Annotated in this window: 29 protein-coding genes and 2 pseudogenes; 11 read left to right on the top strand and 20 right to left on the bottom strand. The window is 64.4% G+C overall.

Features of this window, described 5'->3' with window-relative positions; genetic code table 11:
* Window positions 1–29: 29 nt before the first annotated feature.
* Both EF888_RS05485 and EF888_RS05480 read right to left on the bottom strand, forming a co-directional pair.
* The gene (locus EF888_RS05485) at window positions 30–1,979 is read right to left on the bottom strand and encodes a TRAP transporter permease (RefSeq protein WP_109757822.1); all 1,950 of its coding nucleotides are present in this window, start codon (window positions 1,977–1,979) and stop codon (window positions 30–32) included.
* Window positions 1,980–2,057: 78 nt separating this feature from the next.
* A complete protein-coding gene (locus EF888_RS05480) occupies window positions 2,058–2,996 on the bottom strand; it encodes a TAXI family TRAP transporter solute-binding subunit (protein ID WP_109757821.1) in 939 nt (312 codons plus the stop codon).
* Window positions 2,997–3,258: 262 nt separating this feature from the next.
* Here EF888_RS05480 and EF888_RS05475 point away from each other — a divergent pair, with 262 nt between their 5' ends.
* From EF888_RS05475 to rpiB, 6 genes are all read left to right on the top strand, one after another.
* On the top strand, window positions 3,259–4,890 hold the full coding sequence (locus tag EF888_RS05475) for a sensor histidine kinase (RefSeq protein WP_109757820.1): 1,632 nt from the start codon (window positions 3,259–3,261) through the stop codon (window positions 4,888–4,890).
* Window positions 4,891–5,171: 281 nt separating this feature from the next.
* Window positions 5,172–5,903, top strand: a complete 732-nt coding sequence (locus EF888_RS05470; RefSeq protein WP_109757819.1) for a FadR/GntR family transcriptional regulator — start codon at window positions 5,172–5,174, stop codon at window positions 5,901–5,903.
* Window positions 5,904–5,937: 34 nt separating this feature from the next.
* Window positions 5,938–6,927 (top strand): TRAP transporter substrate-binding protein, encoded by a 990-nt coding sequence (locus EF888_RS05465; RefSeq protein WP_109757818.1) that lies wholly within the window; start codon window positions 5,938–5,940, stop codon window positions 6,925–6,927.
* Window positions 6,928–6,978: 51 nt separating this feature from the next.
* Window positions 6,979–7,440 carry a TRAP transporter small permease gene (locus EF888_RS05460; RefSeq protein WP_109757817.1) on the top strand — a complete coding sequence of 154 codons (462 nt, stop codon included), beginning with the start codon at window positions 6,979–6,981 and terminating at the stop codon, window positions 7,438–7,440.
* Between the two features lie 3 nt (window positions 7,441–7,443).
* Complete coding sequence (locus tag EF888_RS05455; RefSeq protein WP_109757816.1) at window positions 7,444–8,718, top strand: TRAP transporter large permease; 1,275 nt, start codon at window positions 7,444–7,446, stop codon at window positions 8,716–8,718.
* Between the two features lie 15 nt (window positions 8,719–8,733).
* Window positions 8,734–9,180 carry a ribose 5-phosphate isomerase B gene (gene rpiB, locus EF888_RS05450; protein ID WP_109757815.1) on the top strand — a complete coding sequence of 149 codons (447 nt, stop codon included), beginning with the start codon at window positions 8,734–8,736 and terminating at the stop codon, window positions 9,178–9,180.
* A 154-nt stretch (window positions 9,181–9,334) separates the two neighbouring features.
* Here rpiB and EF888_RS05445 read toward each other — a convergent pair whose 3' ends face one another.
* From EF888_RS05445 to EF888_RS05435, 3 genes are all read right to left on the bottom strand, one after another.
* On the bottom strand, window positions 9,335–10,795 hold the full coding sequence (locus EF888_RS05445) for a pyridoxal phosphate-dependent decarboxylase family protein (RefSeq protein ID WP_109757814.1): 1,461 nt from the start codon (window positions 10,793–10,795) through the stop codon (window positions 9,335–9,337).
* A 3-nt stretch (window positions 10,796–10,798) separates the two neighbouring features.
* A complete protein-coding gene (locus EF888_RS05440; protein WP_206508495.1) occupies window positions 10,799–11,869 on the bottom strand; it encodes a PLP-dependent cysteine synthase family protein in 1,071 nt (356 codons plus the stop codon).
* 67 nt (window positions 11,870–11,936) lie between these two features.
* On the bottom strand, window positions 11,937–12,305 hold the full coding sequence (locus EF888_RS05435) for a cupin domain-containing protein (protein WP_109757812.1): 369 nt from the start codon (window positions 12,303–12,305) through the stop codon (window positions 11,937–11,939).
* 131 nt (window positions 12,306–12,436) lie between these two features.
* Between EF888_RS05435 and EF888_RS22560 the strand changes: the two are divergent.
* The 4 genes and pseudogenes from EF888_RS22560 to EF888_RS05420 form a co-directional block, all read left to right on the top strand.
* Window positions 12,437–12,670: pseudogene (locus tag EF888_RS22560) on the top strand (winged helix-turn-helix domain-containing protein); the annotation flags it as partial.
* A gap of 198 nt (window positions 12,671–12,868) precedes the next feature.
* Window positions 12,869–13,993, top strand: coding sequence for a hypothetical protein (locus tag EF888_RS05430; protein WP_241239809.1), 1,125 nt, complete (start codon window positions 12,869–12,871; stop codon window positions 13,991–13,993).
* 87 nt (window positions 13,994–14,080) lie between these two features.
* Complete coding sequence (locus EF888_RS05425) at window positions 14,081–14,386, top strand: GNAT family N-acetyltransferase (RefSeq protein WP_109757810.1); 306 nt, start codon at window positions 14,081–14,083, stop codon at window positions 14,384–14,386.
* A 16-nt stretch (window positions 14,387–14,402) separates the two neighbouring features.
* Window positions 14,403–15,365 (top strand): pirin family protein, encoded by a 963-nt coding sequence (locus tag EF888_RS05420; RefSeq protein ID WP_109757809.1) that lies wholly within the window; start codon window positions 14,403–14,405, stop codon window positions 15,363–15,365.
* Between the two features lie 81 nt (window positions 15,366–15,446).
* On the opposite strand, the gene EF888_RS05415 is transcribed toward EF888_RS05420, so the two are convergent.
* A complete protein-coding gene (locus tag EF888_RS05415; RefSeq protein ID WP_241239808.1) occupies window positions 15,447–15,662 on the bottom strand; it encodes a hypothetical protein in 216 nt (71 codons plus the stop codon).
* A 339-nt stretch (window positions 15,663–16,001) separates the two neighbouring features.
* Between EF888_RS05415 and EF888_RS05410 the strand changes: the two genes are divergently transcribed.
* Complete coding sequence (locus tag EF888_RS05410; protein ID WP_206508432.1) at window positions 16,002–16,655, top strand: DUF6064 family protein; 654 nt, start codon at window positions 16,002–16,004, stop codon at window positions 16,653–16,655.
* A 241-nt stretch (window positions 16,656–16,896) separates the two neighbouring features.
* Here the strand turns inward: EF888_RS05410 and EF888_RS05405 are convergent, their stop codons facing one another.
* The 14 genes and pseudogenes from EF888_RS05405 to EF888_RS05350 all read right to left on the bottom strand — a co-directional run bounded on the left by EF888_RS05405 (window position 16,897) and on the right by EF888_RS05350 (window position 26,008).
* Window positions 16,897–17,595, bottom strand: a complete 699-nt coding sequence (locus EF888_RS05405; RefSeq protein ID WP_109757806.1) for a TVP38/TMEM64 family protein — start codon at window positions 17,593–17,595, stop codon at window positions 16,897–16,899.
* Complete coding sequence (locus EF888_RS05400; RefSeq protein ID WP_109757805.1) at window positions 17,596–17,982, bottom strand: DUF302 domain-containing protein; 387 nt, start codon at window positions 17,980–17,982, stop codon at window positions 17,596–17,598.
* A gap of 16 nt (window positions 17,983–17,998) precedes the next feature.
* Window positions 17,999–18,124 carry a hypothetical protein gene (locus EF888_RS22415; protein WP_277601035.1) on the bottom strand — a complete coding sequence of 42 codons (126 nt, stop codon included), beginning with the start codon at window positions 18,122–18,124 and terminating at the stop codon, window positions 17,999–18,001.
* 126 nt (window positions 18,125–18,250) lie between these two features.
* Window positions 18,251–18,460: pseudogene (locus tag EF888_RS05395) on the bottom strand (multicopper oxidase domain-containing protein); the annotation flags it as partial.
* Window positions 18,461–18,484: 24 nt separating this feature from the next.
* Window positions 18,485–18,901, bottom strand: a complete 417-nt coding sequence (locus EF888_RS05390) for an ion channel (protein WP_109757803.1) — start codon at window positions 18,899–18,901, stop codon at window positions 18,485–18,487.
* A gap of 225 nt (window positions 18,902–19,126) precedes the next feature.
* Window positions 19,127–19,519: a CBS domain-containing protein gene (locus EF888_RS05385; protein ID WP_109757802.1), complete on the bottom strand. Its 393-nt coding sequence runs from the start codon at window positions 19,517–19,519 to the stop codon at window positions 19,127–19,129.
* Window positions 19,516–19,692: a hypothetical protein gene (locus EF888_RS21690; RefSeq protein WP_164721574.1), complete on the bottom strand. Its 177-nt coding sequence runs from the start codon at window positions 19,690–19,692 to the stop codon at window positions 19,516–19,518. Before EF888_RS21690 ends, EF888_RS05385 begins: the two co-directional genes overlap by 4 nt.
* A 13-nt stretch (window positions 19,693–19,705) precedes the next feature.
* The gene (locus EF888_RS05380; protein ID WP_109757801.1) at window positions 19,706–20,674 is read right to left on the bottom strand and encodes an FAD:protein FMN transferase; all 969 of its coding nucleotides are present in this window, start codon (window positions 20,672–20,674) and stop codon (window positions 19,706–19,708) included.
* 2 nt (window positions 20,675–20,676) lie between these two features.
* A complete protein-coding gene (gene nqrF, locus EF888_RS05375) occupies window positions 20,677–21,900 on the bottom strand; it encodes an NADH:ubiquinone reductase (Na(+)-transporting) subunit F (RefSeq protein ID WP_109757800.1) in 1,224 nt (407 codons plus the stop codon).
* Window positions 21,897–22,511: an NADH:ubiquinone reductase (Na(+)-transporting) subunit E gene (gene nqrE / locus EF888_RS05370; RefSeq protein WP_109757799.1), complete on the bottom strand. Its 615-nt coding sequence runs from the start codon at window positions 22,509–22,511 to the stop codon at window positions 21,897–21,899. The genes nqrF and nqrE overlap by 4 nt, the downstream gene beginning before the upstream one ends.
* Entirely contained in the window at window positions 22,508–23,173 is a 666-nt protein-coding gene (locus tag EF888_RS05365) for an NADH:ubiquinone reductase (Na(+)-transporting) subunit D (RefSeq protein WP_109757798.1), read from the bottom strand. Before EF888_RS05365 ends, nqrE begins: the two co-directional genes overlap by 4 nt.
* 3 nt (window positions 23,174–23,176) lie before the next feature.
* A complete protein-coding gene (locus tag EF888_RS05360; protein WP_109757797.1) occupies window positions 23,177–23,971 on the bottom strand; it encodes an FMN-binding protein in 795 nt (264 codons plus the stop codon).
* Window positions 23,958–24,740, bottom strand: a complete 783-nt coding sequence (locus tag EF888_RS05355) for an RnfABCDGE type electron transport complex subunit D (RefSeq protein ID WP_109757796.1) — start codon at window positions 24,738–24,740, stop codon at window positions 23,958–23,960. Before EF888_RS05355 ends, EF888_RS05360 begins: the two co-directional genes overlap by 14 nt.
* A complete protein-coding gene (locus EF888_RS05350) occupies window positions 24,737–26,008 on the bottom strand; it encodes a Na(+)-translocating NADH-quinone reductase subunit A (protein ID WP_109757795.1) in 1,272 nt (423 codons plus the stop codon). The genes EF888_RS05355 and EF888_RS05350 overlap by 4 nt, the downstream gene beginning before the upstream one ends.
* Between the last annotated feature and the right edge of the window lie 25 nt (window positions 26,009–26,033).

The raw sequence follows: 26,033 nt of genomic DNA, 5'->3' as shown, positions 1-26,033 counted from the left end.
GGTGTCGTCGCAGAGCTACCTGCGACGTCCTAATGTTTCGCGGGATGGGCCGCGGGCGACTCGTTCCAGTCCTCGGGCTCGATGGGGGCCGAGACCGGAGCCTCGACGTGGCCGATGTGCGGTTCGTCCAGCGCGGGCGCGGTGTCCGGCGCGGGCCAGCGCAGGTTCATCACCACGCCGAGGACGGCCAGGCCGATGCCGACCGCGTCCGTCAGCAGGCCCGGCTTGATGAGCGTGAGCGCCGCCGCGACGAATATGACACGGTTCAGGAACCGCGCCGGACTGACGAGATAACCGCTGAGGCCGGCCGACAGGAAGGTGACGCCGATTATGGCCGTGATGGCGGTGGTCACGATCTTGTCCCAGGTGCCGATCAGAAGAAGCGAGGGGCCGAAGACGAACATGAAGGGGATGATGTATCCCGTCAGCCCCAGCTTCACCGCCGAGACGGACGTCTCCCATACCGTCGCCCGACTTATGCCGCAGGCGGCATAGACCGCGATGGCGACGGGCGGCGTGATGGCCGAGAGGATGGCGAAGTAGAAGACGAACATGTGGGCCGCCGGGACCGGGATTCCGAGACGGACAAGTGCCGGGACCAGGAGCGCCACCTGGACGATGTAGGCGGGCGTCGTCGGCATCCCCATGCCGAGGATGATGCCCGCGAGCATGGTCAGGATCAGGGCGGGCAGCAGCATCTCGTTCGCCGCCGCGCGAACGATGCCGGTGAAGGTCAGGCCGAGGCCGGTCTGTGCGATGACGCCGATCACGATGCCCGCCGTGGCGCAGGCGAGCGCCACGATAACCGAGTTGATCGCGCCGGATTCGAGGCCGTCGATCAGGCGGGCGACGCTGAACTCGCCTCGGGTCGTCTTGCGCATGAGGACGACCGGGACGACGGAGAGGATCCCCATCAGCGCCGAATAGGGCGCCGAGAAGCCCGACATCAGCGTGCCGATGATGATGACGAGCGGCAGGAACAGGTGACCCCGTTCGCGCAGCACCTCGCCCACCCTCGGCAGGTCGGCGCGCGGCAGGCCGCGCAGGCCCTGCTTCTTGGCTTCGAAGTGAACGGCGAGGAAGACGGCGAGATAGTAGAGGAGCGCGGGCAGAAGGGCATAGCCCGCCACGGTCAGGTAGCTGACGCCCAGGAACTCGGCCATGACGAAGGCGGCCGCCCCCATGATCGGCGGCATGATCTGCCCGCCGGTCGACGCAACGGCCTCGACCGCGCCCGAGAAATGCGCGGGGTAGCCTATGCGCTTCATCAGGGGGATGGTGAAGGTGCCCGTCGTCATCACGTTGGCCACGGCCGAGCCCGAGACGGACCCGAAGAGGCCCGAGGTCACGACCGCGACCTTGGCGGGACCGCCCGCCTGGTGGCCGGTCAGCGCCAGGGCGAAGTCCATGAAGAGCTTGCCCAGTCCGAAGCGCTCGGCGAGGGCACCGAAGATAACGAAGAGGACGACGTAGGTGGCCGAGACCTGCGCCGGGATGCCGAAGAGCGCGTCCGTCGTCATGTACTGGTATTCGAGCAGCCGCAGGATTCGCGTGTCGGTGAAGAACACCTGGTAGGACAGGAAGATCAGCGCGGTGACAGGCAGGATCGGACCGATGGCCCGGCGCGTCGCCTCGAGCACGGTCACCATCATCACGACGGCGAAAAACTGGTCCGAGGTCGACACCGGGCCGACATAGGCCATGCGGGTGTTGAAGTAGTCCTTGAAGACGATCGGATAGGCGCAGGCCGCGACGGCTGCGACGAGGAACAGCCAGTCGAGAGGGCTCTTTCCCTTGCCCTCCTTCGTCCAGATACCGGGGAGGGTCATGTAGGCCAGGGCCAGCGCCAGTCCGAAGTGCGTGGCGCGGAGCGTGAAGGCGTTCGGCGGGCCAAAGTAGGCGACCCAGAGGTGGAAGAGGCTCATGCCGACGGCGACGACGGTGACGGCCTGCTTCAGCAGACGCGCGCTCTGGTCCATGGATGCCTCCCTTCGGGCCTCGCGGGAAGATGGGCGGCGGCGTGTCGGCCGCCGCCCGTCACGGGTGCGTAACCCGCGTTACTGCGAGACGCCCTGAGCGGCGTAGAAGGCCTTGGCGCCTTCGTGCATCGGCACGCCCACGTCCTGCGCCATCTGCTCGATGGTCAGGCCGGACATGGCCGAGGCGATGGAGGTCAGATCCTCTCGGTTCTCCCACATCTGGGTAAGGATGCCCTCGACGATGGCCGGATCGAGATCGCAGCGCGCGACGACGTGGGTCGCGTAACCCACGGCGTTCACGTCGGCGTCCTGACCAGGATAGCTGCCGGCAGGAATGTTGATCGCGGTATAGCCCGGGTTGATGTTGGTCTTCATGTCCTCGATGAACGCCGGGTCAAGCGAAACGAGCGTGATATCGGTCGAGTTCGCGAGATCCATGATCGCCGACGCGGGCACGGTCGTGCCGAGGGTGAAGATGTCCCCGTTGCCGTCCTGCATGAGAGAGACGCCGTCCGAGTAGGAGACGTAGTCGACGGCGCTCATGTCGTCATAGCCCAGGTCCGCCGTTTCGAGCACGGCGCGGGTGACCTGCTCGGCCGTATTGCCCACGGGCTGCGTGACGAGGCGCTTGCCGGCGAAATCGGCGGGCGACGTGATGCCCGAATCCGCAGTGGTGACGATCTGGAAATACTGCGGGTAGAGCGTCGCGATGTTGCAGACATTGTCGGCCTTGCCGGTGAAGGGCTCCCGGCCCTCGATGGCGTCGACCGTCGAGATCGAGTTGCCGAATCCCAGGTCGGCGTCGCCGTTCTGGACGCCCTGGACGTTGGCCACGCCGCCGCCGGGCAGGACCTGGATCGAGGCGACCCCCGCCTCGTTCGCCATGCCCTGGATCGCGCCGCCGAGCGGATACCACGAGCCCCCCTGGGGCCCGGTCATCAGGCGAAGCTGTTGCGCTCCGGCCGTGGTTGCGAAAGCGGTCGCCACGAGACCGAGCGCGAGTGTCGTCATCTTCATGTTTCAGTTCCTCCCTTGGCGTCACGCGCCAGTTATCCGGGCGGCGTGCGGCGCCGCTCCGTCCCGGGGATGGTCGCCCGTCAGGCTGGGGGCGTCAAGGCGCGGAGGACGCGGGACGACGGTTTTCGCTCCCTGATCCGCGCAGACAGATGACTGCTCGTCTCTTCGCGTGAGGGTGCGGATTTTGCTGCGCTTCCCCGGATTGCTGCTATCATCGGTCCTTGCGACGCAGCGGAGCGCCGGGGGAAGCTTGACTACCAAGTTGGCACAAACTGGCGATCCCGACGTCGTGGGCGGGGGCAGCCTTCGACTTCTACCGATACGCGCGCTTTCGGCGGGTACGCTGATAGCACTTCTTGGACTTATCCCGGTCCTGCCTGGCGCCGCATTCCTGAGCTACATGGCGATGGACGTTCAACGCGAACGCATCGAGATCACGCAGTCGCTGGGAAGCTCCGAGGCGAATTACGCAGCCGATCGGCTCGACACCGAGATCGCGACGCTCGAGACGCTTGTGTCCGTCTTCGCCCGAAGCGGATGGCTCGAGGAGGACGCGCTTCAGACGCTCCACCGGCGGGCCCGCGCGGCCCTCGTCGGGCAGGACAGGCACCTGATCGTCCTGAACGAGTCTGGGCGGCAACTTCTCAATACACGCGTTCCCTGGGGCACCCAGTTGGGAGTGTCGTCCGACGCCGGCGCCGTCGCCATGGCGCGTGGCGAGGACGCCGCGCCCGTGTCGAACTTCTTCACAGGACGGGTCGCGGGCGAGCTTGTGTTCAACGTCCTTCAGAGGGTCGACCTGCCTGACGGTCGCAGGCGCGTCCTTATCCTGACGCGGAACGCCGAGACGCTGGAGCCCCTGGTGCTGAACGAGCGAACTTCGGCGCGGTGGAACGTCGAGCTTCGCGACGCGGAAGGGACGGCCGCATTCCGCTATGGTCCCCAGGCCGATCTCTTGGCTGACGACTGGAACGCGAAGTTCGCCAACGCAGCCTTCGCCGTCACCCAGCCTTTGCGGAAGGCGCCCTGGGACATCGTCGTCTGGGGCTCCACGAACCTCGTGTCCGATGCGACGCCTTTCAACCGCGCGATCCTTATCGGCGGGATCGCATGGTTCGCCATCGCGCTGGCCACCGCGCTCGGCGTCGGCATCGCGATCTCGCGGTCGATCAAGTCCACCGCCCAATTCGCCAGCGCGCTCGGGTCAGGAGCACATCCCTCCGCCACTCCTTCGGTCATCACCGAGGTCAACGACATTCGCCAGGCGCTCGAAGACGCCGCTCACCGCCTGAGCGAGCGCGACGCGGAACGCCGGATGATCCTGAACGAGACGGCGCATCGGGCGCGCAACCAGATGGGCCTCGCCGTCGCGATGGTGAACCTCACCGCGCGCTCCAGCACCGATGTCGATGAGATGAAGGCGTCTCTGGGCCAGAGACTGAACGCGCTCGGCCGTGCCATCGACGTGGCGGAATCCTCAAGCGGCGTCGCGCCCACCCTGAGAAGCCTCGCCGAGAACCAGCTCGCCCCCTTCATCGACGGCCACGGACATCGCTTCACATTCGAGGGCGACAACATCCATGTCGGGCGGTCGGCGGGCCAGTCGCTTGCGCTCGTTCTCCACGAGCTTGCGACCAACGCCACCAAGCACGGCGCGTGGTCCGTTCCGGGCGGTCACATCCGGCTCGTTTGCCTGAAGGGCCGCACAGAGGTGGCAATCACCTGGACCGAGACCGGCCGCGCGGCAGCACCGCCAACGCGGAAAGGCTTCGGCTCGCAGCTTCTGCACAGCATCGTCGAGCTGGGATTCGGCGGCAGCTACGAGCGTGACTTCACGCCCGAGGGCATGATCTTCCGCATGACGGCGCCCATCGCGTCGCTCGAGGGGCGCTAGACCGCCGACGGGCGGCCGGCATCCGGAACGATGCCGCGCAAGTCTGCGCCGTCACAGCCGCGACTGCTGCCGCAGCGTCCTGTCGCGCGACAGACTTCCGCTTGCTGAAAGAGATTCCCCAACTCCGGAGGAGGTGCAGCCAGTCTAACTGGCTGTGGAAGCCGAGCGTCTCCTCCTGCAGCAAACGGTATTGGTCTTACCAATTTTCTTCGAACTTGCAGGGGAATATTCCGGCATCTACTCTCGATTCTTGAAGCCTGAAACTAGATTGGCAAGACCACATGAACGTCGCATTGCGTCCCGAAGGCAGCCCTTCGGACCGTGTCATCGGCTACTTCCGGTCGGAGTTGATATCGGGAAGCCTGCGGGTCGGGGACCGCATTCCGCCCGAGCGCGACCTGGCTCTGAAACTCGGGGTCGGACGCCCGCTTCTGAGAGAGGTGCTGAAGTCGCTGACCATGCTCGGCCTTCTGAAGACGCGGCAAGGCAGCGGCACGTATATCGGCAAGGCCGATTTCGGTGTCCTGACGGACTTCTTCACCTTCTGCCTGTCACAGGAACAGGACGTTCTGGGCGACGTGATGCAGGCGCGCATCGCAATCGAATGCCAGGCCATTCGCCTGGCCTGCGGGCGCGCAACGGACCAGGACCTTGCCGAAATGCGCAAGTGGCTCGAAGTCCTGATGGAAACCCTCGATGACCCTGAAAAGGGCGGGAACGCCGACTTCATGTTCCACCAGGCGCTGGTGGAGGCGAGCCACAGCCGCTCGCTGACCACCCTCTATGCCGCACTGTCGAGCCTTCTGAGGGAAAGCCACGTCGAGCGGCGGAAGACGACCTACAGGTCGCGCGAGATCATCGGGGACCTGGTCGACGCTCACCGCGAGGTGTTCCTGGCCATCGTCGGCAAGGATCCGGATGAAGCGGACCGCAGGCTCCGCGACCACTTCGCCATCGGCGATGAGCTTCGCCGGAAAAGCCTCATCGACGAGTATCGCCGCAAGTCAGACTGAGTTCGCAGAAAAAATCACCAAGGGAGGAATGAAAATGCTGAGACTGAATCCGAAGGCCATTCTAGGTGCGGCCGCGTTCGCGCTCATGGCCGTGCCGTCTGTTGCCCAGGAATTGCGCTATGCCCACGTCGGCGCCGAGGGCGATATCCAGACGCGCTACGCGACGGAGGCCGCGGCCGAAATAGAGGCCGCGACAAACGGCGAAGTGACGGTTCAGGTCTTCCCCGCCAGCCAGTTGGGGAACGTGGCCGAAATGGTCGACGGCGTCCGGATGGGGACGATCCAGATGGGTCACCATGACTTCGCATCACTGGCAAGGATCGTGCCGGACGTCGCGGTGTTCAACGCGCCGTTCATCTACCGCGACGGGGCGCAGGCGCTCGCGGCGACGAACCCGGCAACATCTCCGGCACTCCAGGAGATCAACGAGCGCCTGGTCGAGGAAGGCGGAGTGCGGATCATCGGCCGCATCTACCGCGGCGCTCGCCACATCTCGTCCAACTTCGAGATCAAGTCGCCGGACGACATGGCCGGCAAGCCGTTCCGCGCGGTGCCCCTCGATCTGTGGATTTCGATGGTGACCGGATTCGGCGCGACACCGACGCCCGTCGAGGTGTCGGAGCTTCCCACCGCACTGATGACCGGGCTGGTCGTCGGCCAGGAAAACCCGCTGACGATGATCGCGGCAAACAAGCTTTACGAGGTTCAAAGCCACGTCGCGATGACCGGTCACATGCAGTCCGTTCTGGCCGTCTTCATCAATGAGGACGTGTGGCAGGAGCTGACGGAAGAACACCGCACCGCGATAACCAACGTTCTCGACAAGAAAGCCGAGGAATCGCTGCAGTGGGCCCAGGAAAGCGAGGGCGCGCTCATCGAGGAACTGAAGGCGAACGGCATGACGTTCACGACTGTCGAGAACGGCTTGGACCTCGACGCCTTCCGCGAGAAGGTGCTTGCGCAGATCAACACCGACTTCCCGGAATACACGCCGTATATCGATCAGATCATGGCGGTCGAATAAGGATTGGACGGGCGGGCTGTCGTGCCCGCCCTTCCCGCCGGGAGAGGATCGATGCTCAGAAAGCTTCTCGAGGTGGTCTGCGTCCTGCTCCTCGGCGCGCTTGTGACCGTGCCCTGCGTCCAGGTCATCATGCGCGACGTCTTCAACGCACCGATCGTGGGCGCGGAAGAATTGACGAGGTTCCTCCTGATCTGCACCGTCTTCGCCGCCTATCCCCTCGTTGTCGACGCCGGCGAAAATATCGTCATGGGAGAGATACGAGAGAGCCTTCCGGACCGGGCAGGACGGGGGATCCTTCTCATTTCGTCGATCCTCGCCGTCATCGCCTGTGCGTTCGTGGCTGTGGTGGTGGCGCTGAACATCTCGTCTAACCTCAACAACGCGACTCCGACCCTGAAGATCCCCTTCTGGATCTTCCTCGGCGCGACCTTCCTGGGATTTGCCGGCGCCGCCGCAGTGCATCTGTTTCATTTCCGCAAGCCGCCGCAGAAGCAGACGACCGTGAGTCTCTGAGAGATGGGCTTCGCCATCATCCTCGCGTTCCTGGCGTTGTTCATGCTGGGCTTTCCGGTGGTCTATGCGATCCTGCTTCCGGCAATCGCATACGTCCTGATCGAAGGGTTGCCGCTTGGCCTTCTCGCGCAGCGCGTGACCTACGCGCTGGACAGCTTCCCGCTCGTCGCCGTGCCGATCTTCATCTTCGTCGGAAACCTGATGAACCTCGCGGGCGTGACCGAGCGAATCTTCAAGTTCGCAGATACCCTCGTGGGACGGATCCCCGGCGGGCTCGCCCAGGTGAACATCTTCTCGAGCCTCATATTCTCGGGGATGTCCGGCGCCGCGCTGGCCGACGTGGGCGGCCTGGGGCGGATTGAAATCGAGGCCATGAAGAAGCGCGGCTTTGCTGCGCCCTTTTCGGCAGCGGTCACCGCCGCCTCCGCCGTTGTGGGTCCGATCTTTCCGCCGTCGATCCCGCTGATCGTCTACGGGTCGGTGACAAGCGTTTCCATCATCCAGCTGCTGATTGCGGGTATCGTTCCGGCGCTGATCTGCATCGTTCTCCTGATGTCGACCGCGGCTGTAATCGCGATCCTCCACGACATGCCACGTTCCGAGCGGTGGCCCACGGCGCGTGAGCTGGGCGCTTCGCTGCTCCCCGCGCTTCCCGCTCTCATGGCGCCGGTCCTGATGATCTCGGGCATGATGCTGGGTCTCTTCACGCCGACAGAAGCCGCAGCCGTCACGGCCGCGTACGTCCTGCTGGTCAGCGGCCTCATCTACCGCGAGCTCACCTTCGCCCATCTCTGGAACGCGATGCTGATGACGCTGAGGTCCACCAGCGCCATTCTCGTGATTGTCGCGGTCGCCTCGCTCTTCGGCTGGATCCTGGCGGTCGAGCAGATCCCGCAGGACTTCTCGAAGTTCATCCTGCAGTTCTCGAGCGATCCGATGGTTCTTCTCCTGATCGCCAACCTGATCTTCTTCATCGCAGGTATGTTCCTGGATTCCACGACGGCGACCCTCCTCGTCGTCCCGGTCATCGCGCCGCCACTCGTCGCTGCAGGAATAGACCCTGTGCATCTTGGCATCGTCGTGATCTTCAACCTCATGCTGGGACTTCTGACCCCGCCCATGGGCCTGTCGTTGTTTCTCGTCTCGCAGATTGCAGGCGTCACATTGAGACAGCTTCTGCGCGCCCTTCTGCCCTTCTATGTGCCGCTGCTCGTGACGCTCGGCATCATCACCTTCGCGGACGATCTCGTCCTTTGGCTTCCCAGAATGCTCCGCTAACCGAAAGAGGTTTCTATGCGCATCGTCGTCGGATCAGACCACGCCGGGTTCCCCCTCAAGGCATCCGTCATCAAGCACATTCAGGACCTCGGCCACGAGGTCGAGGACGTCGGCAGCTTCGACGACAAGCCCGTCGATTTTCCCGACATCGCCCAGAAGGTCACGCAGGCGGTGACGGCTGGCAAGGCAGAGCGCGGGATGCTGGTCTGCGGGACCGGGGTCGGCGCCTCGATCGCCGCCAACAAGGTCAAGGGCATCCGGGCCGCTGTCTGTCACGACATCCACTCGGCCCATCAATCGGTCGAGCATGACGACGTCAACGTCATGTGCATCGGAGCCCAGATCGTCGGCCCCTGGCTCGCCCACGACCTGGTGGAAGCGTATCTGAAGGCCGAGTTCTCGACCGACGAAGATTTCCGCCGCCGTGTCGAGAAGCTTCACAGGATGGACGACGCCCGCTGAGCCTCCACGCGAACCGGCGCATTCTGCGACGAGGCGAGCCGGAGGATGGTCTGGCAACGTGCTCTCTCTTGAAGGACGCTGGCAACCTGGGCGATCCCTGCCTTTCCACCTGGAAGAAGGTGGGCGGGAGCGCCCCTGCCCTCGCAAAGGTGCGTTAGCCTGCCCCATCGTCGATCAGTGCCTTGCCCAGTCGCGCGACCTCTTCGACCAGAATGTCCAGATCGGACGGTGTCGTCCGGTGATTGTTGATGGCGGCGCGCAAGCTATGGCGGCCCTGCACGGTCGTGTCGGACACGGCGGCGATGCCAGACTCCTGCATCCGCACCATGATCTCGATGTTCAGTCGTTTGAGCGCGTCCTCTGACAGACCGCCGGGATCGTAGCGGAAGCAGACGATGTTGATGACAGTCGGAGCACACAGCGTCAGGTTCGGCGTGGCCGCGATCCGTTTCGAAAGATGGCGTGCATGGGCGAGGTCCTGATCGATGAGCCGCCCGAACTTCTCGAGTCCGTGTTCCTTCAGCGCCATCCAGACCTTGAGCGCGCGAAAGCCACGGGATGTCTGGAGCCCGAAATCGTGCAGCCAGGCGCCCGAGGCAATGCCCCTCGGCGCGGCTTCAAGATATTCCGGCGTGACGGAGAAGGTGGCGAGATGCGCCTCGGCGTCCCGCACCAGCGCGCAGCCGACCTCGAACGGCGCATGCAGCCATTTGTGCGGATCGAGAGCGATGGAGTCCGCGCGCTCGATCCCGCGCACCAGCGCACGTCCTTCCGGCGCGATGGCCAGAAGCGCGCCGATGCAGCCGTCGACATGCATCCAGAGGCCTTCCGCGGTGCAGAGATCGGCAATGGCCTCAAGGTCATCGATGGCGCCCGTGTTCACCGTTCCCGCCGTCGCGATGACGGCGGCCGGGTGAAGGCCGGATGCCCGGTCCTCGGCTATTGCCGTGCGCAGCGCGGAGAGGTTCATCTGACATGCCGCGTCGGACGGCACGCGACGCAGCGCCCGGTTCCCCAGCCCCATCGCTTCGACCGCGATCCGATGACAGGAATGGAGTTGATCGGACCCGTAGAACCGCATGGCTGCCGTCATCCCGCCGACACCCAGTTCTCTCAGGTCGATGCCCGACATCCGGTTTCGCGCAACCGTCAGGCCAATGAGATTTGCCATCGAGCCGCCCGAAACCAGAGTCCCGCTGGCCGACTCCGGATAGCCCACCATCTCCTTCATCCAGCACACGACCTGCTTGTCGATCTCGGCCGCCGAATGGTCGCCGCCACCGAGATTGGAGCCCAGGATGGCGGCGAGAAAATCGCCGAGCGCTCCGGTGAAGTTGCTCGCCCCCATGAACCACATCCAGAACCGCGGATGGATGTTGCCCATCGGGTAAGGCAGAACGTCCGCGACGACCTGGCGGTAAACCTCTTGCAGCGGCTGGCCTTTCTCGGGAACCCCGTCGCGAAATCGCGCGCGCACGTCCTGCGGCATGTCCTGCCAGACGGGCCGAGAACGGACGTCCCGAACATAGTCGACGGCATCATCCACCATCTGGTGCGCAACGGCGCGGTGGGCGTCCCAATCCGATGGATCAAGCGTTTCCGTCGAGTCCGGCATGGCTCACACCAACCGGTAACCGGGTGTCGAACGGGACAGACCGACCTCTTCCTCGGTCATCTCTTCGGGAATTGCCTCGAAGAGCGGTGTGGACATGTAGCGTTCGCCGGTGTCGGGCAGCATGCACAGGATCACCGTGCCGGCGTCCGCCCGCTCGGCGATCTTCATGGCGACGGCGAAGGTCGATCCACCGGAGACGCCAGTGAGGATGCCCTCGGATCGCGCCAGTTGCCGCGCCCAGGCCATGCCATCCGGGCCGGCAATGGGAACCAGCTCGTCGTAGAGCCGGTCGTCCACCGCTTCCTGAAGCACGTACGGAATGAAGTCCGGCGTCCAGCCCTGAATCGGATGCGGCTCGAAGGCCGGGTGGCTTTCGGCGGGCGAGTGATCCGCATTCCGCGCCTGGACATGACCGCTGCCGAGGAGCTGGGCGTTTGCGGGTTCGGACAGCACGATCTTCGTCTCGGGGCGCTCACGGCGAAGCACGCGGGCCACGCCTGTCACAGTCCCGCCGGTCCCATAGCCGGTGACCCAGTAGTCGAGGCGATGGCCCCTGAAATCGGCGAGGATCTCTTGCGCCGTGGTCGTTTCGTGAATTCTGGCGTTGGCGTCGGTCTCGAATTGCCGGGCGAGGAACCAGCCGTTCGCCTCGGCCAGCTCTACTGCCTTGCGATACATGCCCAGTCCCTTTTCAGCCCTTGGCGTGAGAACGACTTTCGCGCCCATCATCCGCATCAGCTTGCGTCGCTCGACCGAAAAGCTGTCGGCCATAGTCACCACCAGGGGATAGCCCTTTGCCGCGCAGACCATGGCGAGCCCGATCCCGGTATTGCCCGACGTCGCTTCGACAACCGTCTGGCCGGGTCGCAGGCTGCCATTCCGTTCGGCTTCCTCGATGATGCTTAGCGCCAGCCGATCCTTCACCGACCCGGCCGGGTTGAAGAACTCGGCCTTGACGTAAAGCTCCACGCCCTTCGGTGCGATGCGGTTGATCCTGATCGCGGGTGTATTGCCGATCGTGTCGAGCAGGCTGGCGTAAAGACGGCCGCGGCCCGTGGTGGTGTGCGCTGTCATGGCATCCATGGCCATTCTCCGGTTCTGTTCAGGGTTGTCGGCAGGCTGTCACGGCACCCGTGCCGGATCAGTGCTGATGATCGGGTGGGGCGAAGAGGATCAGTTCGACCCGCTCGTCCCCATCCACGTAGGCGTCATGACCGGGCGGTATCTCGAAGAAGTCGCCCTTGACGATCGTCGTCTCGACGCCCGACTCGAGCATTCGCACCACGAGCGTTCCTGACATGCAGTAACCCGTGTGGCGCATCGGGCAGGAATCGGGCGATCCGAGCAAGGGCTTCTCGTCGACCTCCCAGGTCCAGCCCTTCTCGAAAATGGCGTGCATCCCGGTGCTGCCATCCGCCATCTGGAGGATGGAGATACCGCCCCGATCTTTCATATCGAGGCGTTGATCCGGCGTCTCGAACCGGCGGGTTTCGATTGCTGCTTGCGGCATGTCTCTTCTCTCCCTCTCTGACTGCTGGCGGGAGATATCCGCCCACTGAGGTCAAGGTTACCGACTGTTGCGCCCCGCGCTTGATGAGACCCTGAAGAACTCCTGTAGAACGCCGCAATTTTCTTGTATTCATGCGTATGGACTGGACTTTTGGAGAGTTTCATCTCGACGCGGAGCGGTTCCAGCTGGTCCGCCGCGGCGTCGCCGTTGCGCTCGAGCCGCAGGTGCTTGTCCTGTTGATTCACCTCGTCAAGAACCGTGACCGCATGGTCTCAAAGGACGAGGTCGTGGAGGCAGTCTGGCAGGGAAAGGCCGTTTCGGACGCCAGCATCTCGAGCCGTATCCGTTCGGCGCGTCAGGCCCTCGGCGACGACGGTGCGCGTCAGGAGATGATCCAGACGGTTCATGGAAGAGGATTTCGTTTCATTGCGGCGGTAACGGAGAAGACACCGGCGCGCGCGGACGCAGCCTCAGCGGCGCCGTCCGTCTCCGATCACCTTCCAGGAATGCCATCGATTGCAATTCTGCCTCTCAGGCAGCTTGGCGCAGATCCGGACCTCGAGGTGCTCGCCGAGGCGATCCCTCACGAGATCATCGAAGCGATGTCCCGGCTCCGTTGGCTCGCCGTGATTGCGCGTGGTTCCTCGTTCCGCTTCGGCATCGGTGAGGCCAATCTCGCTCTGGTCGCGGAAGCCCTGTCGGCGCGCTACATTCTGAGCGGAATCATCGAGAGCCGCGGCGGCGGGGCCGCGGTGAGCCTCGAGCTGCTGGAGGCCGGATCGCGGCAGGTGCTCTGGGCCGACCACCTCGTCTCGCCGCTCGACGCGATAGACGACCTCAGATCGCGGATCGTCGCCCAGCTCATTGCGGCGCTCGAGATGCATATACCGTTCAACGAGGCCCGCATTGCTCAACGGAGCACGTTTGAAAATCGCGATGCCTGGGCCAACTACCATGTCGGTTTGCGGCATCTCTACCGTTTCACCGCAACCGACACGGCGGTCGCGCGGGCGTGTTTCGAACGCGCCGTCGCAGCCGAACCGCACTTCGCCCGCGCGCATGCGGGTCTGTCCTTCACCAGCTTCCTGACCGCGTTCCTGCGCCTCGATCCCGAAACATCCGCGGCGGCGCGTCTCGCCCGGCAACACGCGGAACGCGCGCTGGAACTGGACGCGCTCGACCCGTTCGCGAACTTCACCATGGGCAGATCGTTCTGGCTGACCGACCAGCCGGAGATTGCTGCGCACTGGCTATCGAGGGCGACAACCCTCAATCCGAACTACGCCCAGGGTTTCTACGCTTCGGCCTTCACCGCGATGCTGACGGGCAACGCTGACGCTACGACTGGGGCGCTCGACACGTCGCTGCGCCTCAGCCCTCTCGATCCGCTGCTCTACGGCATATACGGCGTCCGGGCACAGTTGCTGATGCAGCAGGAGGACTACGAGACCGCTGCCGACTGGGGAGACCGGGCAGCGACGCAGCCCGGCGCGCATTACCTGATCGGGATGATCGCTCTTGCTGCCAACGGGCTGGCCGGACGGCAACAGCGCGCGGAGCATCTGCGTCAGGATATTCTTCGGAGCAAGACGGACGCGAGCGCGGCCGATTACTTCGCGGCCTTCCCAACCCGCCACTCGACGTCCCGCGCACGCATCGCGAAGGAACTGACCAGGCATGGGTTCTGATTCAACGCTGCTGTCACAGGGTGACGAGAATTGGCGTTCCGGCCCACTCAATCCCGCCAGCCTAAGCATCTCGAGCAGGAGGAATCGATGACTGACCCCAAACGGGAAGAACTGCACATCGAACGAGAGGAAAACGAGAGCAAGGGACGGTACGTCGTCCGCATCGACGGGGCCGAGGCCGAGATGACCTATTCGCGGGCGGGCGAGACGATGATCATTATCGATCACACGGAGGTTCCCGACGCCATGCGCGGCCGCTCGGTGGGACAGGCCCTGGTACGACGTGCCGTCGAGGATGCACGTACCGAAGGCCGCTCGATCATCCCCCTCTGTCCCTTCGCCAAGGCGCAGATCGCGCGCCACGCGGAATGGCAGGACGTGCTGAAAGGCTGAAGCTGGAGACAATGTTATGAGCTGGAGCCCCTGCCCCGACCCGAAACCTGGCGCGCCCGACACGGTCGATGCCGTCGAGACGCTGATCGTGCCCCGCGCCGTGGACCTTGGCGGGATGGAGGTGCGCCGCGCGCTGCCATCCACCAAGCGCCAGATGGTGGGTCCCTTCATCTTCTTCGACCAGATGGGCCCGGCCGAATTCCTGACCGACGAGGGGATCGATGTGCGTCCGCACCCGCATATCAACCTTGCCACCGTTACCTATCTGTTCGAAGGCAAGATCCGACACCGCGACAGCCTTGGCACGGATCTCGACATCGAGCCTGGGGCCGTCAACTGGATGAAAGCCGGTCGCGGGATCGTCCACTCGGAGCGCACGGACGAAGCGAGCCGGAGGACCGGCCAGCGCCTCTTCGGCATCCAGACCTGGGTGGCGCTGCCTGAGGCCCAGGAAGAAAGCGATCCAGACTTCATTCATCACGGCGCATCGGCTCTGCCCGTGATCGAGGACGGAGGCATGACGGCGCGTCTCATCGCCGGGCAGGCCTTCGGATCGCGCTCACCGCTCGTGACGGCATCCGAGACGCTGTACGCCGACGTGCAACTTGCACCGGGTTCGAGGTTTTCGGTCGAGCCCTCGGTGACGGAGCGCGCGCTCTACACCATCGCGGGCGAGATCGACGTTGCGGGCCAGTGCTTCGGGCCGGCGCAGCTTCTGGTGCTCCGACCGGGCGACCAGATCGTCGTCAAGGCCATGACCGCTTCGCGCGTGATGCTCTTCGGGGGCGAGCCGATGGAAGGTCCGCGCTGGATATGGTGGAACTTCGTTTCCTCACGAAGGGAACGGATCGAGCAGGCGCAGGAGGAGTGGCGACGCGGCCGCTTCGATACCGTGCCCGGCGATGAGGCCGATTTCATCCCGCTTCCCGAGACGGCTACCAAGCCGCGACCAGCGGTCGGCGGCGTACTGTACCCCTAGGCACGGCGAGACTGTCCCGCAGGGACAGGAAGCAACGCTTTCGCAGGTAGAATCTTCCTGTTCTTTCACCAGGCGTGTCCCTTACGTCAGGCTCAGGACTGCCATCAGCATCATGCTCACGCCTCGGGCGAGTTGGCCGTAGGCCGGCGGCCCTTCGTATTTTGCTGCCGATCTCCAGACGCCGACCAGCGCCACCACGTTGTAGGGCACGGAAAGGCCATAGCCCACGAACACCGCGGGCCAGGCAAGATCGGCGCTGATCAGAGCCAGGAAGCCGATGCTCGTCGAGATGTTCACAAGCAGCCCCCCAAGCACTGTCCAAGACCAGAACGCAACGTCCAAAGGGAGATCGCCTCTCCAGAGAGCAAGCATCTTTGACATAACTCGAATGTCGCACGGGAACTAGCGCCGACCAACCAGTTGGCTGCGTGGCCGACGTTACTGGATCAGAATAACCTTGGAGAGCTGTTCAATGCCCGAGGCTCGGGATGACAAAGGTGATGGGCGGGGGGACCGTCGCGGGCCCCCAACTCCATCTGCCGGGTCTCGACTTATCCTTCCGTTGACCTGCCGCAAGGCGCAGCTTCGCCCTTGGGCGCATAGTGCGATGCAGCCAGTGAGACTAGGAGTGCCGTGATGCCTTTCTCGGTCGAGGAGTTCTTCGCCGTATTCGCCGCCTACAACACGGCGATCTGGCCACTTCAGATCGCGGCTTATGTCGGCGGGTTCGCTGTTGTCGCGATGTTGTGGCGTCCGTCGAGGATGGCCGACACGGGCATCTTCCTCGTCCTGTCTGCGATGTGGGTGATGAATGGCATCGGGTATCACTGGATGCACTTCGCCCCGGTCAATCCGGCAGCCAGAGTGTTCGCCGCGCTTTTCGTGGTTCAGGCCGTCCTGCTTGCCGTAGCGCCACTACTCTCCCGCGAGCGCGCAGTGTTCGGACATGCCGGATCGGGAGTCCGGTGGATCGCGGGTGCCCTCATCGTCTTCGCGATGATCCTCTATCCGCTGCTCGGGTTCGCCTTCGGCCATCGCTATCCCGCGATACCTGTCTTCGGGGTCGCGCCCTGCCCGACGACGATCTTCACCATCGGTGTGCTGCTTCTTGGGGACTGGAAGACCGTGCGCTGGTTGCTGATCATTCCCGCCAGCTGGTCGGTGATCGGCGGGTCGGCGGCTGTCCTGCTGGCGGTGCCTCAGGATTACGGGTTGATCGCAGCGGGCTTCATCGCATTAGGCATCGCCTTAGCGGGTCGCCGCCTCCGAGCGAACGGGACCGGCGCCTGACTCCACCGACGACGGGCGTCCAGCAGGGCTCGCCGCCCGTTGTCTTGTAGATCAGCGGCATGTTCGCTGTCGCACTTGCGCCGGAACCACCCACGCTCGCCATCGCAGTCGGCGACGATCTCCCCGTTCGCCAACACAAGGATAGCTAAGGCGGAAACCGCTGCGACGAGTGTCGAGCGCAGCAACCGGGCCGGACTCGGCAAGTCTTCCGGGTTTCAGTTTCTGTGCGCTCAAGCCCTTTCTACCGGTCGCTCGACTCGGCCGTGGTTCGCGTGTCCTCGCCAGGTCTTCTCCGCATCGCCACCCAGAGCAGCGGCACCCCTGTCACAAGGCCAAGGCCCAGCACCGCCCATGTCGCCCGACCAAGGTCTCCGCCCACCGCCACATTCCCGAAGTGGGCGAGAAGGAAGCTCGCCGGGACGATTCCTGCCAGTGTCGCCAAGGCAAATCGCCAGGCATGGAGCCGACTGAGGCCGGCCGCGTAGCTGATCATGTCGAAGGACAGGAAGGGCATCAGGCGGCTGGCAAATACCGTCGCCGTCAGCGCCGTCTGCGACCCGAGCAGTCCCACATCGACGCGGTCGCCAAAGGCCCGCCGCAGGACGTCACGTCCCAGAACCCGGGCGAGGCCGAACGCGACCAGCGCACCAAGCTCAGCGCCGATCACGACCTGCACGGTGCCCCAGAGCTGCCCATAGGCCGCGCCGGCCGCCATCGCAATTGGCGCGCTCGGGATTGGGCTGGCGACGACGGCCAAGGTCATGAGCGCGACGACCACCACCGGCCCCCAGACGCCGGCGCGTGCCACCAGCCTCTCCAGACGTTCCCCGTCCAGAAGGTCACGTGCCTCGTCGAACACCGAAGGCTCGACCGCCCAAAGGCCAAGAAGAACGACCCCGAGTATCGCCAGACCTGCGAGGGTGCGGGCGCGCGAACTCATCTAGATCGCCTCGACGGCCTTCCTCAGCAGGTCTCGGACCTGGCCCGCGACGGCCGTCAGCGCGGCATTCTCGACCGCCTGCATCGATGCCACAGGGTCGATGGCACTGATCTCGACGCCACCCTCGACCTCACGCAGGATGACGTTGCACGGCAGCATCGCGCCAACCCGCGGCTCTATCCCGATGGCCTGATACGCCATCTTCGGATTGCAGGCGCCGAGGATTCGATAGGCTGGCATCTCGACGTCGAGCTTCTTTTTCATCGTCGCCTTTACGTCGATCTCGGTCAGGACACCGAAGCCGTGGTCCGCCAGTGCCTTTCGCGTCCTGGCGTCGACGTCGTCGATCCCAGCGCCGGAGATCGTTCGATCGATAGTGTAGGTCATTGCGCAGTCCTTTCTTTCATTTCCGAAGATACTTGATCAGCGCCGATATGGCCAAGACCACCAGCACAAGGATCAGCAGGCCGAACAGCCAGCCAAACCCCATTTCGAAACCCATTCCGAAGTTCATGTCGTTCCAGTTCATGTCTCATCCTCCTGATTTTCAATCCTAGGATGCGCCTTTTGCACCGACCTCACGACAACATGGGGCAGGACATTACATGATCACTATCGTGAGATCGGGACGCTGGGTCCGAACAACCACTCCGGATCAGGCTGATGCCGTGACTGCCCGCACGGTCATCATGCCGCTGGCAAGGTGCGGCATGTGGTGACAATGCAGCATCCAGCGTGCGGTTTCGCCTGGATCGAGCGACACATCGACCGTCGACTTCGGCGGGACGCAGACGGTGCCTGCAAACGACAGCCGGTGTTGACCCCAAGTCGCCCAGGTGATCGTCCAGACATAGGGCTGCTTCGAGCGCAACGAGTCTCGCCTCCCATGCTACTCGCGCCAAGCTCGTTCGCAGACTGAATAAAGGAAGGTCGCCGACCAGGTCAGCACCATGAATCCGCCCAGGGACTGCATCATGTTGATCATGCGTATCGGTCCGCTGGTCTCGATCTGCGTGTAACCGAGGGTGGCGAAGTTGATGCCGGAGAAGTAGATCAACCCATCCCAACTCGCGTCGTAGCTGCCGCCGAGGTCTCCCAGGCCGCCCCAGCTCAGCAGCACCTTGTAGACTCCGGCGAAGGCCAGGATCTCGATCGTGTGGAGCGCCAGCAGGCCGAGAAACGTCACGATGATCGCCGCCTGCGGTCTGTCGTCCGCATCCGGCTTTATCCCGCGAACGGCGAGCATGCCGTAGTGGTGGCCGATCCCGAGCGCGGCAACCAGCAGGAACCCGTAGACTAGAGCCATTTCTCATCTCCTTCACGAACGTTGCACTGACGCCAGACGAGCCAGTGGCGTCGTCTCGCCCAAGTCTGACACTGAGGCAATCGAAGAACTCATGGATGGACTTCCGTACTGCAACACATGCGGCACAGAAAATCGAACCCGGAACGAACTTGTCCAAAGGTAGCGAGCGTCCGAAGAGCTTCTTCTTGCGGCCCCCGGTCGGGGTTTCGGGCACCAAGCCCCGCGTCAACTCATGCGGATCAATCTTGCGAGGACGTCCGACCGTTCGACGAGCCCGACAATTCCTGTTCCGTCGCTCACCGGAAACACGCGGTGAGGGTGGTTCAGAAACATCTCGGCAACTCTCACAAGCTCGTCCTTTACGTCCACGAAAATGACTTCGCGCGTCATGTGATCCGCAACGCAGCCTTTCCACTCCCGGTAGTAGCTTGCATGGAGCGCGGCGCGGAAGCAGTCCTTTTGAGTAAGGATTCCCATAAGGCGGCCGTCGTCCCCAAGGACAGGAGCGGCGGCGGCGCCGGTTTCCACCAGCAGCGCGGCAGCGCGACGTATAGGCGTGCCCGCAACCAGGTCCGGAAAGTCCCGACGCATGATGGACGCGATGACTTCTTCGGTCATTCAGGCACGTCCCTGTCGGATCGGCGCAAGGGACAATCGGTGCAGCGACCCTCGGGCAGGCAGGACGCGGCGCTGCAACTGGTCAGAGCCGGTCCTCGCCCGAGAAGCAGGCCCAGTCCGAGTCCTGCCACCGCGAAGACCATGACCAGCGTTGCCAAGATGATTTCCATCATGGACGTTTTCCTTTCACGCAAGCACGTCTTTGATGCTGCCCGTCTCGATGCGGCGCAGAGCCATTTCTTCCTCGAACAGGAACAGCGCGGCAATGTCGCGGTCCCGGGCCAGCGCCGGCCCGGCGTCGTCGCCTGCGGCAAACAGGGCCGTGGCCCAGCCATCTGCGGTCATCGCGTCGGCTGCCAACACCGTGACCGAGCGCAAGCGTCCCTGCACCGGAGCGGCGGCAGCCGGGTCGATGATGTGACCCCATATGCTTGCTCCGACCGAGTAGCTTTGCTGAGACAAGCCTGACGTGGCGACAGCCATGCCGTCCGGCAGGTGCAGCAGTGCCGCGGCGGACTGGGACCGCACAGGATGTTCCACGGCGACCTGCCAGTCACGCCCGGAGGGATGGCGACCTAACGCAGAGAGTTCGCCGCCCAGATCGAGCAGGGCAGTCTCGAGGCCGTGCGATCGCGCCAGTTCGGCAGCCCTGTCGAGGGCGCGGCCCTTGGCAATGCCGCATAGATCGAGTGTCAATTCGCCCCGCGACTTGACGATGGTGCCGCCCTCGATGCGAATGCCGCGCCAGTCCGGTCCGCCGCCGCGCAGGATAGGGCCAAAACCCCAGCGAGCGACGAGAGGGCCTACCGTGGGATCAAAGGTGCCGCCGCTGGCCCCGGCAAGTCCAAGTGCAGCCTGCGTCACCCGGAGCATCTCTTCACTCGCCGCTCCGCCTTGCGCGCTGGCATTGAAGCGGCTGATATCGCTGTCGGTTCGCCACGGCGACATTTCCGCGTCGATGCCGGCGAACAAGTCGTCAAGTGCGGGCCTGAGCCGGGCGAGCCCGGCGTCTGACGGGCCGACAATTCGCCAGGTCGTGCCGAATGCATTGCCCTCCAGCCTTTCTGGCGTTGCAGAGTGGGCCAGTGAGGGACAAGCGAGCGCCGCACCCAGCAGTCCGATAGCTTCGCGCCGTGAGAAGTTGGCTCTTTTCATGGTCAGGCTCCGAAATCGTCGTAGAAGATGGCATCAGGCTCCACCCCAAGCCTCTGCAGCGTGGCAAGCACGGCAGAAATCATCACCGGAGGTCCGCAGAGGTAGTATTCGCACTCCTCCGGCGAGGCATGACGGGTCATCTCTGCCTGCAGGATCTCATGTATGAAGCCGGAGGCTCCGGTCCAGCGGTCGCCCGGGGCGGGGTCGGACAAGGCCGGTCTCCAGCTGAAATGTTTGTGCTGACGGGCAAGCGCCTCGAATTCCTCGGAATAGAACAGGTCGGCCGCCGCGCGCGCGCCGTAGAAGTATCGAATGCGCCGGTCGGTGCCGCCCGCAAGTTCCTGATGTATCATCGCGCGCAGCGGTGCCATCCCGACGCCACCGCCGACGAAGATCATTTCCCGCGTGCCGGGCCGGACGTGGAAATCACCGAAAGGGCCGGAGGCCGTGACGCTGTCGCCCGGGTTGACCGTGAACAACCAGGACGAGACAAGGCCTGGCGGGATCTCGGTCTCGCGCCCCGGCGGCGGAACGGCGAGGCGGATGTTGAACACGGCGGTGCCGGCATCCTCGGGCCTGTTGGCGAGAGAATAGGCCCGGGTCACGGCAGCCTCGGAAGAGACACGCATTTCACTCCAGCCCGCGATCTCCCAAGGCTCACGGAACGGCTCCGGCAGCTCCAGTGTCGCAAAGTCCAGTCGATAGGCCGGCGCGGTAATCTGCATGAAGTCACCGGCACGGAACGTCGATAGCCGGTCGTCAGGCATGTTCAGAACGATTTCGCGGATGAGCGGCGCCAGCATCCTGGCAGACGCGACAGTGCAGGCAAAACCGCTTCCGGCGCTGAGGATGCCATCCGGCACCCATACGGCACAATCCCCACTCAGCGTGGTCTGGCAGGCGAGTCGGACATGGGCGCGGCGCTCCCTGGGCGACAGCACGCCGCGTTCTGTGGCTTGCGGGGTGCCCGCACCGTCTCCCAAGACCGTGACGCGGCAAAGTCCGCAGGTGCCCTTCCCGCCGCACGCCGCCGGAATGGGGATGTCGAAACCGTGCAGCACGTCCAGAAGTCTCACACCCCGTTTCGCGCGCAGATGCATCCTGTCGTTGACGTCCAGGCCGATATCGCCGGAAGGAAGCAAACGGGACCGAAAGGCCAGCAGTCCCATTGCAAGGCCGACCACAAGGCCCATGATCACCAGGCTGCCGAGGAGGATCTCGGTCATTGCGACATCGCCATCTGTGCGAAGGAGGCAAAGCCCAGAGACATGAGCCCGGTCAGGATGAAGGCGATGCCAAGCCCCCGCAGTCCTGCAGGCAGATCGGCATAGGCCAGCCGACCGCGAATGGCGCCCAGCATGACGACAGCGACAGCAAATCCGAGCCCGCTACCCAAACCGAAGACCACGGATTCACTAAAGCCATACGAACGGTCAACCATGAAGAGGCTTCCCGCGAGGATCGCGCACTGCACGGTCAGCAACGGCAGAAACACACCGAACGAGGCATGCACGGCCGGAAAGAAGCGATCGAGCAGCATCTCCAGGAGTTGGACGGTCGCCGCAATAACACCGATGAAGGCGATCAGCGACAGGTAGGAAAGATCAAGCTCGGGCATGCCGGCCCAGGTCCAGGCTCCCGGCGCGAGCAGTCCGCGGTAGATCAGCCAATTCAACGGCACTGTCACGCCCAGCACGCCGGTCATGGCAATCCCGAGGCCAAGTGCGCTTTCAGGGCGCTTCGACAGAGCCAGAAAAGTGCAGAGCCCCAGAAACAGCGTCAGCGGCATGTTGTCGACGAAAGCCGCAGACAGGAAAAGGGACCAAAGATCCGTCATTCGACCGTCATCGTTCGCGCAGGCGGCACATGTTCAAGCGCTTCGGTTTGTTCGACACGCCACGACCTGATCGCCCAGACCAGCCCACCCAAGAGAAAGAAGGCCGAGGGTGCCAAGAGCATCAGGCCCAGCGGCGTGAACCAGCCACCGGCATCGGCCAGGGGAAATGCCTGCCAGCCGAACAGCTGACCCCGGCCGAAGAGTTCGCGCACCCCGCCGAGAGTTAGCAGTATAAGGGAATATCCCAGCCCGTTGCCGAAAGCATCCACGGCGGCGGGCACCGGCGCATGGTGGCGCGCATAGGCTTCCGTGCGGCCCAGCACCAGGCAGTTCGTGGTGATGAGGCCGACGTAGATCGAGAGGGCGCGGCTGATCTCGGCGAAATAGGCTTGCAGGATCTGGTCGATCACGATCACCAGCGACGCGACGATGACAATCTGGACGATGAGCCGGATGGTGTCGGGAATGTGACGGCGTATCAGGCTGATGAGAACCGCCGACAGCGTGAGAACCAGGGTCAGCGACACCGACATTGTCAGCGCAGTCGCCAGCGATGTCGTCACCGCCAACGCCGAGCAGATGCCCAGGATCTGCAGCGTCACTGGATTCTGGCGAAGCAGCGGGTCCGTCAGTGTCGCCCAGAAATCTATGCGCGCGGCCATGACTTAGAACTCCCCTCGTTCGATGGCGCGGATCAGCGGACCATAGCCATCGGGCCCAAGCCAGAAACGCACCATGTTCGCGACCCCGCGGCCGGTTCGCGTTGCGCCGGTGATGCCGTCGACCTCGTAGGGGCCCGATGCCTCGCCGCGTGCTACTGCAAAGCGCAGATCCCCCGACGCGTCGCGCAACTCGGTTCCAGCAAAACTGGACTGCCAGGATGACTCCTCGATCCGTCCGCCAAGACCGGGAGTTTCGGAATGTCCGGTGATGGCGATGCCCGCGATGGTGTTCAGGTCACCACGCAGCGCGAGTATCGCGTCAATGCGCCCGCCATAGCCCTGACCGGTGAGAGGCAGAAGCAGCAGCGAGATGTCGCCGCCTTCGCGCAGCAGAAATATCTGGGCAAAGTCGGGTCGCTGCCGGAGCCCCGCGATGTCTGCGCTCGCCTCGAGCGCGGTCCAGTTCGACGTATCGGCCAGCGCGTCGTCGAGCGTGGCGGCTGTGACGTCCGATGCCGCGCGTCCCTTGGCAAGCTCGACCACGACGGTGGAGAGCGCGCCACCCGACTGCGCCAGAAGGTCGGTCATGCCCGGAATGCCGCGGAGCAGAGCTTCGATCCGGGCCTGCTCCTCAGCCGCGCGGTTGGCCGTCTGGATCGGGCGCAGCAACACGGTGGCGCCGCTGACCAGGAGAGCGCAGATGGACGCGACGAGGAACGCGACGATCAGGGTCTTCGCCCGGCTTTCGTTGGGCAAGGCAAGGAACCGCCGCCAGGGGTTCCGGTCAGTTTCGGCCATGTCGTCTCCGTCTCTGTTCATACCAGATCCCCAGCGCCATCTCATCAAGCAGAGGCGCCGCGAGCGAAGTCAGAAGGGCTGCGGCCACGGCGACCTGTACCGGCGCGGCCCCGTGCCAGCCCCCGGCGAACAGGGTCACGAGGCTTGCGTAAAGCGCCCCGTTCAGCCAGCGCCCGAACAGCGTCGTGGCGCTGGTGACCGGATCTGCCACGAGCAGCACAAGCACGATCCCCGCAACAGGCGCGACTGTCGGGGGCAACGCACCCGTCGCCACGGCGCCGACTGCCACAATGGCAGCGCTGGCGACGACACCAAGAGACATCGAGCCGGTTGCCACCCCGATGAGCGCTGCCGGTATGGCGGCCCAGGTCACAGGCGCAGCGAGTTCGGGCCAGGGAAATCCGGGAAAGCCGAAGCCCAGGAACGACAGCGTCACGACCGCCGGGTTCACCACATTGCGGCCCCAACCCCCGAAGACCAGCTCTCCCATCACCGCGCCAAAGCTGATGGCGAGGGCCAACCGAAGCACCCCCAGCCCTTCCGGCGCCAGCATCGCGACCGCCAGGGCCGTGATCAGGAAAGCCAGCGAGATCGGCTGCGCCCGTGCCAGCAGAAAGACAAGGTTCCAGAACGCCAGCACGAGTGCGACAAAACCGAGACGCAGAAGGGCCTCGACGCCGCCGAACCACAACCAGAACAGTGTCAACGGCAGGTAAGACGCCAGCAACATCAGCACGACCGTCTCACGGGTCCAGATGCCGCGAGTCATTCGGCGAACTCCGAGCGGACGCGGTCGAGCATGGCACGCAGAGCCGCAGCGAGATGCATCTCGCCTCCAAGCACATAATCCGCGAGCGCCACGTCCTCCTCGAGAAGTGACAGCAGCCCCATTTTCATTGCCGTTTCTTCGTCGCCGGACATCAACGCCCGGACGAAGGCCACTGCAGGAAGCGCATTGGCAAATGCCTGATCGATGGCCGCGTTTGGTATGACCGGTTTCGGTGCAGCGGATCGGGTCAGTGCGCCAATCAGCCAATGCCGTTGCGGGCCCTTCTTCACGCCCGGCAGAACCGTGACCTGCCGGTGACGCGGTGCGAGCCAACGAGCCGGATGTCCGTCGAGCGGCGATCCCGACAGGACCACATGGGGACCCGGCTTCGTGACGCGGTGCGTCAGGCCTCGGAGGTCCGCGCCGGGTTGTGTGCGCACCAGTCGTCCTTCACGGAGCGCCGCCCCGCCTACACTGACGAGGCGCGACATGGGCAGGGTTCCGGTCGCGATCAAAGCCCCCAGATGAGCGACATCCTCGGCGTGGAGGTCCCAGACCGACGCCTCGATGCTGGCCTGGAAAAGTGTGTGGATGCGAAGACCGGGCGCGCCCTGTGGATGGCGCGGACCGCTGTCGACGGAGCGCAGACGACCGCGCGCGGGTACGCCGTCAAAGAGCGGCGGCCCCGGCTGCTGGCAGACGAAGACGGGACCGTCAGTCAGACGGGTCAGCGCGTGAAGCCCGCGCCCGAATGCCTCCTCCTGCCCTTCGATCGCCATACGCGGGTCGGGCGCAAGCGGGGACGTATCGGTGGCCATGACGAAGATGGCGGCGGGCCGTTCGTCCGCTCCCGGCATTCCACCGAAGGGTCTGCGCCGCAGCCACGGCCAGAAGCCGGCGGTCTGCATCAGTCGGCGCAATCCCGCCTCGTTGTCAGCGCCGGATGTGTCGTGACGGACGGCCTCGTCTTCAGGCTCGCGAAACAACACGATCTCAGCCAGCCTGTGCCCCTGCAACAATTCAATGCGAGCGACGCGCGCCCGCATTGGCGCGACGAAGCAGACGTCCGACGCCTTGTGCAGACGGGCCAACGCTGCGCCCTGCTGCACCAGCGCTCCTTCCGCGACCTCGACGGAAACGCGCGGCGCTTCACCGGGAGACGGGCGAATCCCGGCTTCTTCAGTAATCGAGACCTTTTCTTCCAGCGGTCCAAGAGAAGGAGAAGGGAAACGAGGGGCAAGACCCGAGCGGATAGACAGTGCAGCCATGCAGCCCGTGTAACACACTCCGGCG

The organism is Silicimonas algicola, from assembly GCF_003970735.1.
In the GTDB taxonomy this organism is placed as follows: domain Bacteria; phylum Pseudomonadota; class Alphaproteobacteria; order Rhodobacterales; family Rhodobacteraceae; genus Silicimonas; species Silicimonas algicola.
This window is presented reverse-complemented; position numbering and strand designations above follow the sequence as displayed.

Excerpts from the sequence above, each read along its gene's own strand:
- EF888_RS05485 (WP_109757822.1), bottom strand. The coding sequence starts at position 1,979 with ATGGACCAGAGCGCGCGTCTGCTGAAGCAGGCCGTCACCGTCGTCGCC.
- EF888_RS05480 (WP_109757821.1), bottom strand. The coding sequence starts at position 2,996 with ATGAAGATGACGACACTCGCGCTCGGTCTCGTGGCGACCGCTTTCGCA.
- EF888_RS05470 (WP_109757819.1), top strand. The coding sequence starts at position 5,172 with ATGAACGTCGCATTGCGTCCCGAAGGCAGCCCTTCGGACCGTGTCATC.
- EF888_RS05465 (WP_109757818.1), top strand. The coding sequence starts at position 5,938 with ATGCTGAGACTGAATCCGAAGGCCATTCTAGGTGCGGCCGCGTTCGCG.
- EF888_RS05460 (WP_109757817.1), top strand. The coding sequence starts at position 6,979 with ATGCTCAGAAAGCTTCTCGAGGTGGTCTGCGTCCTGCTCCTCGGCGCG.
- EF888_RS05455 (WP_109757816.1), top strand. The coding sequence starts at position 7,444 with ATGGGCTTCGCCATCATCCTCGCGTTCCTGGCGTTGTTCATGCTGGGC.
- rpiB (WP_109757815.1), top strand. The coding sequence starts at position 8,734 with ATGCGCATCGTCGTCGGATCAGACCACGCCGGGTTCCCCCTCAAGGCA.
- EF888_RS05445 (WP_109757814.1), bottom strand. The coding sequence starts at position 10,795 with ATGCCGGACTCGACGGAAACGCTTGATCCATCGGATTGGGACGCCCAC.
- EF888_RS05440 (WP_206508495.1), bottom strand. The coding sequence starts at position 11,869 with ATGACAGCGCACACCACCACGGGCCGCGGCCGTCTTTACGCCAGCCTG.
- EF888_RS05435 (WP_109757812.1), bottom strand. The coding sequence starts at position 12,305 with ATGCCGCAAGCAGCAATCGAAACCCGCCGGTTCGAGACGCCGGATCAA.
- EF888_RS05425 (WP_109757810.1), top strand. The coding sequence starts at position 14,081 with ATGACTGACCCCAAACGGGAAGAACTGCACATCGAACGAGAGGAAAAC.
- EF888_RS05420 (WP_109757809.1), top strand. The coding sequence starts at position 14,403 with ATGAGCTGGAGCCCCTGCCCCGACCCGAAACCTGGCGCGCCCGACACG.
- EF888_RS05410 (WP_206508432.1), top strand. The coding sequence starts at position 16,002 with ATGCCTTTCTCGGTCGAGGAGTTCTTCGCCGTATTCGCCGCCTACAAC.
- EF888_RS05405 (WP_109757806.1), bottom strand. The coding sequence starts at position 17,595 with ATGAGTTCGCGCGCCCGCACCCTCGCAGGTCTGGCGATACTCGGGGTC.
- EF888_RS05400 (WP_109757805.1), bottom strand. The coding sequence starts at position 17,982 with ATGACCTACACTATCGATCGAACGATCTCCGGCGCTGGGATCGACGAC.
- EF888_RS22415 (WP_277601035.1), bottom strand. The coding sequence starts at position 18,124 with ATGAACTGGAACGACATGAACTTCGGAATGGGTTTCGAAATGGGGTTT.
- EF888_RS05390 (WP_109757803.1), bottom strand. The coding sequence starts at position 18,901 with ATGGCTCTAGTCTACGGGTTCCTGCTGGTTGCCGCGCTCGGGATCGGC.
- EF888_RS05385 (WP_109757802.1), bottom strand. The coding sequence starts at position 19,519 with ATGACCGAAGAAGTCATCGCGTCCATCATGCGTCGGGACTTTCCGGAC.
- EF888_RS21690 (WP_164721574.1), bottom strand. The coding sequence starts at position 19,692 with ATGATGGAAATCATCTTGGCAACGCTGGTCATGGTCTTCGCGGTGGCA.
- EF888_RS05380 (WP_109757801.1), bottom strand. The coding sequence starts at position 20,674 with ATGAAAAGAGCCAACTTCTCACGGCGCGAAGCTATCGGACTGCTGGGT.
- nqrF (WP_109757800.1), bottom strand. The coding sequence starts at position 21,900 with ATGACCGAGATCCTCCTCGGCAGCCTGGTGATCATGGGCCTTGTGGTC.
- nqrE (WP_109757799.1), bottom strand. The coding sequence starts at position 22,511 with ATGACGGATCTTTGGTCCCTTTTCCTGTCTGCGGCTTTCGTCGACAAC.
- EF888_RS05365 (WP_109757798.1), bottom strand. The coding sequence starts at position 23,173 with ATGGCCGCGCGCATAGATTTCTGGGCGACACTGACGGACCCGCTGCTT.
- EF888_RS05360 (WP_109757797.1), bottom strand. The coding sequence starts at position 23,971 with ATGGCCGAAACTGACCGGAACCCCTGGCGGCGGTTCCTTGCCTTGCCC.
- EF888_RS05355 (WP_109757796.1), bottom strand. The coding sequence starts at position 24,740 with ATGACTCGCGGCATCTGGACCCGTGAGACGGTCGTGCTGATGTTGCTG.
- EF888_RS05350 (WP_109757795.1), bottom strand. The coding sequence starts at position 26,008 with ATGGCTGCACTGTCTATCCGCTCGGGTCTTGCCCCTCGTTTCCCTTCT.